This is a genomic window from Bacillus mycoides (assembly GCF_018742245.1).
Taxonomy (GTDB): Bacteria; Bacillota; Bacilli; order Bacillales; family Bacillaceae_G; genus Bacillus_A; species Bacillus_A cereus_U.
Window position 1 is genome coordinate 530,185 of record NZ_CP036132.1, and the last position, 12,026, is coordinate 542,210.

The following is a 12,026-nucleotide window of genomic DNA, read 5'->3' on the forward strand; positions in this document are numbered from 1 at the left end:
TTTTATGAAAGTGAAGGCGATGATTAAATTTATCACTTATTAAAGAACAGTAGTGCTTTCTTTTAAGATGCAATACAGAAAGAGATTAGGTGGAAGAAGCATGTCTATAAAAGAGGAGTAGTAATTTTTTCTATAGTTAATTTAGCTTTTTAACGGGATGTGAAATTTTTTTAGAAAAAGTATTGACCCTATATATACTGCGTGATATATTAATAAACGTCGCTGATGCGGAAACGCAGAAAACGACAAAAAAGAAATTTAAAAAACTTAGTTGACATCGAAAAACGAAGATGTTAACATAAGGAAGTCGCAATTGAGCGGCGAAGTAGTTCTTTGAAAACTGAACGAAACAAACAACGTGAACGTCAATTTTTATTTTTAGATGCTAGACAAACTAACTTTATTGGAGAGTTTGATCCTGGCTCAGGATGAACGCTGGCGGCGTGCCTAATACATGCAAGTCGAGCGAATGGATTAAGAGCTTGCTCTTATGAAGTTAGCGGCGGACGGGTGAGTAACACGTGGGTAACCTGCCCATAAGACTGGGATAACTCCGGGAAACCGGGGCTAATACCGGATAATATTTTGAACTGCATAGTTCGAAATTGAAAGGCGGCTTCGGCTGTCACTTATGGATGGACCCGCGTCGCATTAGCTAGTTGGTGAGGTAACGGCTCACCAAGGCAACGATGCGTAGCCGACCTGAGAGGGTGATCGGCCACACTGGGACTGAGACACGGCCCAGACTCCTACGGGAGGCAGCAGTAGGGAATCTTCCGCAATGGACGAAAGTCTGACGGAGCAACGCCGCGTGAGTGATGAAGGCTTTCGGGTCGTAAAACTCTGTTGTTAGGGAAGAACAAGTGCTAGTTGAATAAGCTGGCACCTTGACGGTACCTAACCAGAAAGCCACGGCTAACTACGTGCCAGCAGCCGCGGTAATACGTAGGTGGCAAGCGTTATCCGGAATTATTGGGCGTAAAGCGCGCGCAGGTGGTTTCTTAAGTCTGATGTGAAAGCCCACGGCTCAACCGTGGAGGGTCATTGGAAACTGGGAGACTTGAGTGCAGAAGAGGAAAGTGGAATTCCATGTGTAGCGGTGAAATGCGTAGAGATATGGAGGAACACCAGTGGCGAAGGCGACTTTCTGGTCTGTAACTGACACTGAGGCGCGAAAGCGTGGGGAGCAAACAGGATTAGATACCCTGGTAGTCCACGCCGTAAACGATGAGTGCTAAGTGTTAGAGGGTTTCCGCCCTTTAGTGCTGAAGTTAACGCATTAAGCACTCCGCCTGGGGAGTACGGCCGCAAGGCTGAAACTCAAAGGAATTGACGGGGGCCCGCACAAGCGGTGGAGCATGTGGTTTAATTCGAAGCAACGCGAAGAACCTTACCAGGTCTTGACATCCTCTGAAAACTCTAGAGATAGAGCTTCTCCTTCGGGAGCAGAGTGACAGGTGGTGCATGGTTGTCGTCAGCTCGTGTCGTGAGATGTTGGGTTAAGTCCCGCAACGAGCGCAACCCTTGATCTTAGTTGCCATCATTAAGTTGGGCACTCTAAGGTGACTGCCGGTGACAAACCGGAGGAAGGTGGGGATGACGTCAAATCATCATGCCCCTTATGACCTGGGCTACACACGTGCTACAATGGACGGTACAAAGAGCTGCAAGACCGCGAGGTGGAGCTAATCTCATAAAACCGTTCTCAGTTCGGATTGTAGGCTGCAACTCGCCTACATGAAGCTGGAATCGCTAGTAATCGCGGATCAGCATGCCGCGGTGAATACGTTCCCGGGCCTTGTACACACCGCCCGTCACACCACGAGAGTTTGTAACACCCGAAGTCGGTGGGGTAACCTTTATGGAGCCAGCCGCCTAAGGTGGGACAGATGATTGGGGTGAAGTCGTAACAAGGTAGCCGTATCGGAAGGTGCGGCTGGATCACCTCCTTTCTATGGAGAATTGATGAACGCAGTTCATCAATAAACGTTGACTTGTTTTGTTTCGTTCAGTTTTGAGAGAACTATCTCTCAAGTTTAAATGTATGTTCTTTGAAAACTAGATAACAGTGTAGCTCATATTTTTTTAATTTTAGTTTGGTTAAGTTAGAAAGGGCGCACGGTGGATGCCTTGACACTAGGAGTCGATGAAGGACGGGACTAACGCCGATATGCTTCGGGGAGCTGTAAGTAAGCTTTGATCCGAAGATTTCCGAATGGGGAAACCCACTATACGTAATGGTATGGTATCCTTACCTGAATACATAGGGTATGGAAGACAGACCCAGGGAACTGAAACATCTAAGTACCTGGAGGAAGAGAAAGCAAATGCGATTTCCTGAGTAGCGGCGAGCGAAACGGAATCTAGCCCAAACCAAGAGGCTTGCCTCTTGGGGTTGTAGGACATTCTATACGGAGTTACAAAGGAACGAGGTAGACGAAGCGACCTGGAAAGGTCCGTCACAGAGGGTAACAACCCCGTAGTCGAAACTTCGTTCTCTCTTGAATGTATCCTGAGTACGGCGGAACACGTGAAATTCCGTCGGAATCTGGGAGGACCATCTCCCAAGGCTAAATACTCCCTAGTGATCGATAGTGAACCAGTACCGTGAGGGAAAGGTGAAAAGCACCCCGGAAGGGGAGTGAAAGAGATCCTGAAACCGTGTGCCTACAAATAGTCAGAGCCCGTTAATGGGTGATGGCGTGCCTTTTGTAGAATGAACCGGCGAGTTACGATCCCGTGCGAGGTTAAGCTGAAGAGGCGGAGCCGCAGCGAAAGCGAGTCTGAATAGGGCGTTTAGTACGTGGTCGTAGACCCGAAACCAGGTGATCTACCCATGTCCAGGGTGAAGTTCAGGTAACACTGAATGGAGGCCCGAACCCACGCACGTTGAAAAGTGCGGGGATGAGGTGTGGGTAGCGGAGAAATTCCAATCGAACCTGGAGATAGCTGGTTCTCCCCGAAATAGCTTTAGGGCTAGCCTTAAGTGTAAGAGTCTTGGAGGTAGAGCACTGATTGAACTAGGGGTCCTCATCGGATTACCGAATTCAGTCAAACTCCGAATGCCAATGACTTATCCTTAGGAGTCAGACTGCGAGTGATAAGATCCGTAGTCAAGAGGGAAACAGCCCAGATCGCCAGCTAAGGTCCCAAAGTGTGTATTAAGTGGAAAAGGATGTGGAGTTGCTTAGACAACTAGGATGTTGGCTCAGAAGCAGCCACCATTTAAAGAGTGCGTAATAGCTCACTAGTCGAGTGACTCTGCGCCGAAAATGTACCGGGGCTAAATACACCACCGAAGCTGCGAATTGATACCAATGGTATCAGTGGTAGGGGAGCGTTCTAAGTGCAGTGAAGTCAGACCGGAAGGACTGGTGGAGCGCTTAGAAGTGAGAATGCCGGTATGAGTAGCGAAAGACGGGTGAGAATCCCGTCCACCGAATGCCTAAGGTTTCCTGAGGAAGGCTCGTCCGCTCAGGGTTAGTCAGGACCTAAGCCGAGGCCGACAGGCGTAGGCGATGGACAACAGGTTGATATTCCTGTACCACCTCTTTATCGTTTGAGCAATGGAGGGACGCAGAAGGATAGAAGAAGCGTGCGATTGGTTGTGCACGTCCAAGCAGTTAGGCTGATAAGTAGGCAAATCCGCTTATCGTGAAGGCTGAGCTGTGATGGGGAAGCTCCTTATGGAGCGAAGTCTTTGATTCCCCGCTGCCAAGAAAAGCTTCTAGCGAGATAAAAGGTGCCTGTACCGCAAACCGACACAGGTAGGCGAGGAGAGAATCCTAAGGTGTGCGAGAGAACTCTGGTTAAGGAACTCGGCAAAATGACCCCGTAACTTCGGGAGAAGGGGTGCTTTCTTAACGGAAAGCCGCAGTGAATAGGCCCAAGCGACTGTTTAGCAAAAACACAGGTCTCTGCGAAGCCGTAAGGCGAAGTATAGGGGCTGACACCTGCCCGGTGCTGGAAGGTTAAGGAGAGGGGTTAGCGTAAGCGAAGCTCTGAACTGAAGCCCCAGTAAACGGCGGCCGTAACTATAACGGTCCTAAGGTAGCGAAATTCCTTGTCGGGTAAGTTCCGACCCGCACGAAAGGTGTAACGATTTGGGCACTGTCTCAACCAGAGACTCGGTGAAATTATAGTACCTGTGAAGATGCAGGTTACCCGCGACAGGACGGAAAGACCCCGTGGAGCTTTACTGTAGCCTGATATTGAATTTTGGTACAGTTTGTACAGGATAGGCGGGAGCCATTGAAACCGGAGCGCTAGCTTCGGTGGAGGCGCTGGTGGGATACCGCCCTGACTGTATTGAAATTCTAACCTACGGGTCTTATCGACCCGGGAGACAGTGTCAGGTGGGCAGTTTGACTGGGGCGGTCGCCTCCTAAAGTGTAACGGAGGCGCCCAAAGGTTCCCTCAGAATGGTTGGAAATCATTCGTAGAGTGCAAAGGCATAAGGGAGCTTGACTGCGAGACCTACAAGTCGAGCAGGGACGAAAGTCGGGCTTAGTGATCCGGTGGTTCCGCATGGAAGGGCCATCGCTCAACGGATAAAAGCTACCCCGGGGATAACAGGCTTATCTCCCCCAAGAGTCCACATCGACGGGGAGGTTTGGCACCTCGATGTCGGCTCATCGCATCCTGGGGCTGTAGTCGGTCCCAAGGGTTGGGCTGTTCGCCCATTAAAGCGGTACGCGAGCTGGGTTCAGAACGTCGTGAGACAGTTCGGTCCCTATCCGTCGTGGGCGCAGGAAATTTGAGAGGAGCTGTCCTTAGTACGAGAGGACCGGGATGGACGCACCGCTGGTGTACCAGTTGTTCTGCCAAGGGCATAGCTGGGTAGCTATGTGCGGAAGGGATAAGTGCTGAAAGCATCTAAGCATGAAGCCCCCCTCAAGATGAGATTTCCCATAGCGTAAGCTAGTAAGATCCCTGAAAGATGATCAGGTTGATAGGTTCGAGGTGGAAGCATGGTGACATGTGGAGCTGACGAATACTAATAGATCGAGGACTTAACCATATAATATGAAGCAACGTTATCTAGTTTTGAGAGAATATAAAAAACTTATTGACTTTCAGGTTGAATAAGTTATAATAATGATTGTCTCAAAAGAATAATGTCTGGTAATGATGGCAGAGAGGTCACACCCGTTCCCATACCGAACACGGAAGTTAAGCTCTCTAGCGCCGATGGTAGTTGGGACCTTGTCCCTGTGAGAGTAGGACGTTGCCAGGCAATATTATTCCGCAGTAGCTCAGCGGTAGAGCTATCGGCTGTTAACCGATCGGTCGTAGGTTCGATTCCTACCTGCGGAGCCATTGGAGAGCTGTCCGAGTTGGCCGAAGGAGCACGATTGGAAATCGTGTATACGTCACAAGCGTATCAAGGGTTCGAATCCCTTGCTCTCCGCCATAAGGATTTTATAATATTTGGCCCGTTGGTCAAGTGGTTAAGACACCGCCCTTTCACGGCGGTAACACGGGTTCGAATCCCGTACGGGTCACCACTTTTGGAGGATTAGCTCAGCTGGGAGAGCACCTGCCTTACAAGCAGGGGGTCGGCGGTTCGATCCCGTCATCCTCCACCATATAAATTATATGAATAATATTGTCGCGGGGTGGAGCAGTACGGTAGCTCGTCGGGCTCATAACCCGAAGGTCGCAGGTTCAAATCCTGTCCCCGCAACCAAACATTCTTGTAATTTGGTTGCTAACACTTATCATATAATTATATAAATAATATTATCGCGGGGTGGAGCAGTACGGTAGCTCGTCGGGCTCATAACCCGAAGGTCGCAGGTTCAAATCCTGTCCCCGCAACCAAATGGTCCCGTGGTGTAGTGGTTAACATGCCTGCCTGTCACGCAGGAGATCGCCGGTTCGACCCCGGTCGGGACCGCCATTTTAATAAGGCTCGGTAGCTCAGTCGGTAGAGCAGAGGACTGAAAATCCTCGTGTCGGCGGTTCGATTCCGTCCCGAGCCACCATTTTAATAAAATATGCCGGCTTAGCTCAATTGGTAGAGCAACTGACTTGTAATCAGTAGGTTGGGGGTTCAAGTCCTCTAGCCGGCACCATGTAAGTTTCGGAGGGGTAGCGAAGTGGCTAAACGCGGCGGACTGTAAATCCGCTCCTTTGGGTTCGGCAGTTCGAATCTGCCCCCCTCCACCATTTTACATAGGGGCATAGTTTAAAGGTAGAACTGAGGTCTCCAAAACCTCCAGTGTGGGTTCAATTCCTACTGCCCCTGCCAAATATATAAACACAACATGGCGGTTGTGGCGAAGTGGTTAACGCACCGGATTGTGGCTCCGGCATTCGTGGGTTCAATTCCCATCAGTCGCCCCATTTTATTTTTAAAAATTACAAATAAATTAATGGATACTTACATATAATTAAGTAAAACTTCGGTGGGCTATAGCCAAGCGGTAAGGCAACGGACTTTGACTCCGTCATGCGCTGGTTCGAATCCAGCTAGCCCAGCCATTTTTGCGGAAGTAGTTCAGTGGTAGAATACAACCTTGCCAAGGTTGGGGTCGCGGGTTCGAATCCCGTCTTCCGCTCCATTTTAACTTCATATGGCGGCATAGCCAAGTGGTAAGGCAGAGGTCTGCAAAACCTTTACCACCGGTTCAAATCCGGTTGCCGCCTTTATTTTATGCCGATGTGGCGGAATTGGCAGACGCGCACGACTCAAAATCGTGTTCCTTCGGGAGTGTCGGTTCGACCCCGACCATCGGTATCGGTGACTTAAAAAAGACTCTAACAGAAATGTTAGAGTCTTTTTTGTTAAATTATGCTATGTGATTCTAAAATTCGTAATAAACTTAGGAATTCATGTATAATATAACTTGTCGAAAGAACAAAATGATAGTGATTTATATTATGTCTGTAATATGAATCAAAAATGAACTTTTTATATTTCTTTTAAAAATGTGTTGAATACACATTATATTTCATATTAATATTTTTATGTAGATTTAAAATGGGAAAGAGAGTGGAAAGTATGGGTCGTAAATGGAACAATATTAAAGAAAAAAAAGCATCAAAAGATGCAAATACAAGCCGTATATACGCGAAATTTGGACGTGAAATTTATGTGGCAGCAAAACAAGGCGAGCCAGATCCAGAATCAAACCAAACGTTAAGAGTTGTATTAGAACGTGCGAAAACATACAACGTGCCAAGAACAATTATTGACCGTGCGATTGAAAAGGCAAAAGGCGGTTCAGAAGAAAACTATGACGAGCTTCGTTATGAAGGCTTTGGACCAAACGGATCTATGGTAATTGTAGATACACTGACAAATAACGTAAACCGTACTGCAGCAGATGTACGAGCTGCATTTAGCAAAAACAGTGGTAATATGGGTGTAAACGGTTCTGTGGCTTACATGTTTGATGCGACAGCTGTTATCGGTCTTGAAGGTAAAACATCAGATGAAGTTCTTGAAATTTTAATGGAAGCAGATGTAGATGCACGTGACATTTTAGAAGAAGAAGATTCTGTTATCGTTTATGCTGAACCTGATCAGTTCCATTCAGTACAATCTGCACTTAAAGGTGCTGGTGTTGAAGAATTTACAGTTGCAGAATTAACAATGCTTGCACAAAGTGATGTAGAACTTCCTGAAGATGCTCAAGTACAATTTGAAAAAATGGTTGATGCATTAGAAGATTTAGAAGATGTACAACAAGTTTACCACAACGTAGACTTAGGAGAATAATAAGACAGGAGACCCTTTCGTTTAGCGAATAGGGTCTCTTTTTTATGGATTTTTTAAAGGTGTTTTTATTGTCGGGAGGGAATATGGTTATATGATATATATGAAATAACCGTATTTCTAGGAGGTATTTCTGTGGAGCATAAAACACCGAAGCATATTGTTGCTGTAGCAGGTTACTTAACAAATGAAAAGAATGAGGTGCTTTTAACGAAAGTGCACTGGCGAGCTGATACGTGGGAAATGCCTGGAGGACAGGTAGAAGAAGGGGAAGCGCTCGATCAAGCTGTTTGCAGAGAAATAATGGAGGAAACAGGATTAACTGTGAAGCCTATCGGAGTTACAGGGATTTATTATAATGCTTCTATGCATATTGTAGCTGTTGTTTTTAAAGTAGCATATGTTAGTGGTGAAATAAAAATTCAACCTGAAGAAATACAAGATGCTAAATTTGTTGCTTTAAACGAAGAGAACATTGATGAGTATATAACGCGTCCTCATATGAAATCAAGGACACTTGATGCGATGAAAGCAATGCATTTCATTCCATACGAAACATGGGAAGTTCAGCCATATAATCTTATAGGAAGATTGTAAAGTTTTGGTTAGTTATTTGAGGACATCTCAAATTGCTAACCTTTTCTTTATGTATACTGTTTCAGAAAAAGGTCACAATAATAAAGTGTAGGCTAATAATTAGTGGAGGAAGCAGGGCTACTACCTAATTTTCTAGCTTTAGCCAAGTTTTGAGGGAGAAGTCTTACTGCCCAAAAATAGCGAGATAATGCGAAAGCTACTATTGATTTACGGAACGTTTGTTCTGTAAAATAGTGATATATCATATATAATTAGATTGCTAGATGTTTAAAAGTATAAATGTATAAACTGATATAATAAAAGAATAAAATGAAATTAAGGAGAGTCCTACTTCCTATAAATAGTATGATAAACAAATGTATATTCAATATTTCATATGAATAGTAGATAAAAAAGGACTGTGATACAATACACTTTTACACCTTACAATGTTGTAAGGTAGGTGTAAGAGAAATCGATGGGATATTCTTTTACAACAAGGTATTCTTAAATTAAGAGTTATATATGCTGTGTGGAAAAGAGGTGTTCGAGATGAAAGAACGAGTATTATCTAGAGTGAATTATCATCAAAAAGTTGCATTAAATCCATTAACTAAATTTCTTTATAAAGCCATTATATTATTATTATTGTTAAGTTTTGCATTATTATTCGTTGGAAATGTAATGATTGAGCGAAGTGATATTAGTAAATTACATGTACCCGCTAAGTTAGAGGTGCCAGAATCATTAACACACGCATTTATTGCGACGGAAGATAAAAGGTTTTATCATCATAACGGTTTAGACTATATAGCAATTATTCGAGCTTCTATTGAAAATATAAAAGCTGGTGGTGTTGTGCAAGGAGGAAGCACGATTACACAGCAGCTATCTAAAAATGCTTTTTTATCTAATGAACGTACATTTTCTCGTAAGTGGAAAGAAATTTTTTATACGAAAAAAATTGAACGTACATTCACAAAGGATGAGATTTTAAAATTATATGTGAGTAATATTTACTACGGAGAAGGAGCATGGGGAATTGAAAAAGCAGCAAACCTTTACTTCGGTAAAAAGGTGGATCAATTAACATTGGCAGAGAGTGCAATGATGGCTGCTGTAGTAAAAGCACCAGCTTATTACTCACCTGCACAAAATTATGATAAAGCAGTTGAGAGACGGAATGTAGTTTTAAGGCTAATGGAGAAAGAAGGGTATATAAATCATGATGAATATGTGCAAGCAGTTAGTGAGAAATTAGTAATTCGTCATGATATAAAAACAGAGCAATCCATGTTAAAAAATGCCCGTGAAAAAGCAGTAAGTTAAGAGAAGTTCCTATATAGGGACTTCTTTTTTTGAATAAATTGTGACAAATCGTGACACAATATCGTCACAAATGTTGTATTTTTGTAATTTATGTGAGCGTGTTCATTGCGTGACCTATGTAAGTATTGATATTATGTGTATTGTGTACAATGCTGTATACAGAATATGAATTTAAAGAGGAATGTATATGAAATCATCGAACAAACTCATGGTTCTTGGTGTAGTTTTTTCTATCGCAGTATTGATTGTAATCGGGACAATTGTGTATAGCATCATAAATGACAAGAAAGATAAAGGGAATGAGATGTTTGCTTATTCTACGCAACAATCTTTAGGGAAAGATGATGCTCCAGTTAAGGTAGTTGAATTTGGAGACTTTAAATGTCCTGCTTGTCGTACTTGGGATGTAACGGTATTACCACGATTAAAAGAAGAGTATATTGATAAAGGTAAAGTGCAGTTATATTTTATTAACTTCCCGTTTATCGGAAAAGACTCTGATTTAGGTGCAGCTGCCGGTGAAGCAATTTATAAACAAGATCAAGATTCATTCTGGATTTTCTATGATGAGATTTATCAAAATCAAAAGAAAGATACGGAAGAATGGATTACAGAAGAATTACTTCTTAATATTGTGAAAGAAAAGCTTCCGAAAATTAATGTAGAACAGTTTAAAAAAGATTTACACAGTAAAGAAATGAAAGACAAAGTACGTAAAGATTCAGATCGTGCTCAAAAATTAAAAGTTCAAGGTGCTCCTTCAGTATATATAAATGGGAATCTTGCAAACCCTGATTTCGATAGTATGAAGAAGGCAATTGATAAAGAATTGAAAAAGTGATGAGGTATCTCATCACTTTTTCGACTTTTTTCGATAAATTTCTTGCTTCGATTTTTTTTACATGCTATACTACTTTACATAAGTTATTTCAATATCTTATATTTATTCATATTTGCGGGTGTAGTTTAGTGGTAAAACAAGAGCCTTCCAAGCTCTGGTCGAGAGTTCGATTCTCTTCACCCGCTCCAAATTTTATTTAATGTTTTTCTGATAAATTGTGATCAACGCAGTGTTTCGTTTCTAAGATAAACGAAGCATTGCGTTTTTTTAATGTTTGAAAATCATAATTATATGCGAAAATAGAAGTAAAGAATATTATTCCAAAAGTGAATTGCTAACCAATATAGTCGTTACATAAGGGATGGATTCATCGGAGGAGGCGATAAAGAATGGATTTTGAACAATTAAAGCAAGATGTAATTGCGTATAGTAAAACGATTGGTATAGATAAAATAGGTTTTGCCAGTGCTTCACCATTTGAGGAGTTAAAGCAGCGTCTAATCCAGCAACAACAGTTGAATTATCAGTCTGGATTCGAAGAACCTGATATAGAGAAGAGAACGAATCCACAGCTATTGTTACCTGGTGCGAAATCAATTATTGCGATTGCTTTAGCGTACCCTTCAAAATTAAAAAATGCACCATTAAGTAAGCGTGGAGAACGTCGCGGGATTTTTTGTCGTGCTTCTTGGGGCCAAGATTATCACCTTGTTTTACGAGATCGTTTGCAAAAGTTAGAGGCGTATTTAATCGAAAAGCTTCCGGATATAGAAGTGAAATCAATGGTTGATACAGGGGAGCTAAGTGATCGAGCTGTTTCAGAGCGTGCCGGTATTGGATGGAGTGGTAAGAACTGCGCTATTATTACGCCGGAATTTGGTTCGTATGTATACTTAGGAGAAATGATTACGAATGTTCCATTCCCTCCTGATCGGCCAATAGAAGATCAATGTGGAAGTTGTACGAAATGTATTGATATTTGTCCTACAGGTGCTTTAGTACAAGGCGGCCAGTTGGACTCGAAGAAATGTATTGCATTTTTAACACAGACAAAAGGATTTCTGCCTGAAGAATATCGCGATAAAATAGGAAATCGTATATATGGATGTGATACGTGTCAGACTGTTTGTCCGAAAAATAAAGGAATGGATTTTCATAACCATCCTGAAATGGAGCCTGATCCTGAATTAGTTAAGCCATTATTAACACCACTTTTAACAATTAGTAATCGTGATTTCAAGGAAAAATATGGGGTTATGTCTGGTTCATGGCGAGGTAAAAAGCCATTGCAACGAAATGCTATTTTAGCACTTGCACATTTTAAAGAAACAGCAGCAATTCCTGATTTAATCGGTGTTATGAAAGATGATCCAAGACCAGTACTTCGGGGAACAGCAGCATGGGCACTTGGGAAAATTGGTGGAGACGGAGTAGGAGAAGACATTGAGAAAGCAATGGAACGTGAGAAAGATGAAGAGGTTCTTCATGAAATGAATCGTGGACTTGAATTGTTAGCACAGAAAAAAGAGTAGATAATATTTCCCTTTTTCATATTGT

The 12,026-nt window shown here is 43.0% G+C and carries 5 protein-coding genes, 17 tRNA genes and 3 rRNA genes; all 25 read left to right on the plus strand.

The annotated features are described in order from the left end of the window. Positions 1–400 precede the first annotated feature (400 nt). The 25 genes from EXW56_RS02680 to queG all read left to right on the plus strand — a co-directional run bounded on the left by EXW56_RS02680 (position 401) and on the right by queG (position 12,001). Positions 401–1,952: ribosomal RNA gene (locus EXW56_RS02680) — 16S ribosomal RNA — on the plus strand. A gap of 146 nt (positions 1,953–2,098) precedes the next feature. Beyond that, positions 2,099–5,020, plus strand: a 23S ribosomal RNA gene (locus tag EXW56_RS02685). Between the two features lie 100 nt (positions 5,021–5,120). Next, a 5S ribosomal RNA gene (gene rrf, locus EXW56_RS02690) occupies positions 5,121–5,236 on the plus strand. Together the 16S, 23S and 5S rRNA genes with 16 tRNA genes alongside form the textbook arrangement of a ribosomal RNA operon. Positions 5,237–5,244: 8 nt before the next feature. Further along, positions 5,245–5,319 (plus strand) — tRNA-Asn (locus EXW56_RS02695). Positions 5,320–5,321: 2 nt separating this feature from the next. Beyond that, positions 5,322–5,413 (plus strand) — tRNA-Ser (locus EXW56_RS02700). A 19-nt stretch (positions 5,414–5,432) separates the two neighbouring features. Beyond that, positions 5,433–5,507 (plus strand) — tRNA-Glu (locus EXW56_RS02705). A 5-nt stretch (positions 5,508–5,512) separates the two neighbouring features. Then, a tRNA-Val gene (locus EXW56_RS02710) sits at positions 5,513–5,588 on the plus strand. 24 nt (positions 5,589–5,612) lie between these two features. Further along, positions 5,613–5,689: transfer RNA gene (locus EXW56_RS02715), tRNA-Met, on the plus strand. Positions 5,690–5,746: 57 nt separating this feature from the next. Next, positions 5,747–5,823, plus strand: a tRNA-Met gene (locus EXW56_RS02720). A 3-nt stretch (positions 5,824–5,826) separates the two neighbouring features. Next, positions 5,827–5,902: transfer RNA gene (locus EXW56_RS02725), tRNA-Asp, on the plus strand. Between the two features lie 9 nt (positions 5,903–5,911). Further along, positions 5,912–5,987, plus strand: a tRNA-Phe gene (locus EXW56_RS02730). Between the two features lie 14 nt (positions 5,988–6,001). Further along, positions 6,002–6,077, plus strand: a tRNA-Thr gene (locus EXW56_RS02735). A gap of 10 nt (positions 6,078–6,087) precedes the next feature. Continuing rightward, positions 6,088–6,171: transfer RNA gene (locus tag EXW56_RS02740), tRNA-Tyr, on the plus strand. 8 nt (positions 6,172–6,179) lie between these two features. Beyond that, positions 6,180–6,253 (plus strand) — tRNA-Trp (locus EXW56_RS02745). A 19-nt stretch (positions 6,254–6,272) separates the two neighbouring features. After that, positions 6,273–6,348, plus strand: a tRNA-His gene (locus tag EXW56_RS02750). A 63-nt stretch (positions 6,349–6,411) separates the two neighbouring features. Next, positions 6,412–6,486, plus strand: a tRNA-Gln gene (locus EXW56_RS02755). Positions 6,487–6,491: 5 nt separating this feature from the next. Further along, positions 6,492–6,566, plus strand: a tRNA-Gly gene (locus EXW56_RS02760). Positions 6,567–6,580: 14 nt separating this feature from the next. Next, positions 6,581–6,651: transfer RNA gene (locus EXW56_RS02765), tRNA-Cys, on the plus strand. 9 nt (positions 6,652–6,660) lie between these two features. Next, a tRNA-Leu gene (locus EXW56_RS02770) sits at positions 6,661–6,742 on the plus strand. A 264-nt stretch (positions 6,743–7,006) separates the two neighbouring features. After that, positions 7,007–7,726, plus strand: coding sequence for a YebC/PmpR family DNA-binding transcriptional regulator (locus EXW56_RS02775; RefSeq protein ID WP_002113875.1), 720 nt, complete (start codon positions 7,007–7,009; stop codon positions 7,724–7,726). A 132-nt stretch (positions 7,727–7,858) separates the two neighbouring features. Continuing rightward, the gene (locus tag EXW56_RS02780; RefSeq protein WP_002201842.1) at positions 7,859–8,320 is read left to right on the plus strand and encodes an NUDIX hydrolase; all 462 of its coding nucleotides are present in this window, start codon (positions 7,859–7,861) and stop codon (positions 8,318–8,320) included. Between the two features lie 531 nt (positions 8,321–8,851). Continuing rightward, positions 8,852–9,628, plus strand: a complete 777-nt coding sequence (locus EXW56_RS02785; RefSeq protein ID WP_002113878.1) for a transglycosylase domain-containing protein — start codon at positions 8,852–8,854, stop codon at positions 9,626–9,628. A 187-nt stretch (positions 9,629–9,815) separates the two neighbouring features. Next, positions 9,816–10,469 (plus strand): DsbA family protein, encoded by a 654-nt coding sequence (locus EXW56_RS02790; protein ID WP_002113880.1) that lies wholly within the window; start codon positions 9,816–9,818, stop codon positions 10,467–10,469. A gap of 114 nt (positions 10,470–10,583) precedes the next feature. Further along, a tRNA-Gly gene (locus EXW56_RS02795) sits at positions 10,584–10,657 on the plus strand. 201 nt (positions 10,658–10,858) lie between these two features. After that, positions 10,859–12,001, plus strand: a complete 1,143-nt coding sequence (gene queG / locus EXW56_RS02800) for a tRNA epoxyqueuosine(34) reductase QueG (RefSeq protein WP_002113883.1) — start codon at positions 10,859–10,861, stop codon at positions 11,999–12,001. Positions 12,002–12,026 lie beyond the last annotated feature (25 nt).

Bases quoted from the DNA above. Each gene is read 5' to 3' on its own strand.
- EXW56_RS02775 (WP_002113875.1), top strand. From the start codon at position 7,007: ATGGGTCGTAAATGGAACAATATTAAAGAAAAAAAAGCATCAAAAGAT.
- EXW56_RS02785 (WP_002113878.1), top strand. From the start codon at position 8,852: ATGAAAGAACGAGTATTATCTAGAGTGAATTATCATCAAAAAGTTGCA.
- EXW56_RS02790 (WP_002113880.1), top strand. From the start codon at position 9,816: ATGAAATCATCGAACAAACTCATGGTTCTTGGTGTAGTTTTTTCTATC.
- queG (WP_002113883.1), top strand. From the start codon at position 10,859: ATGGATTTTGAACAATTAAAGCAAGATGTAATTGCGTATAGTAAAACG.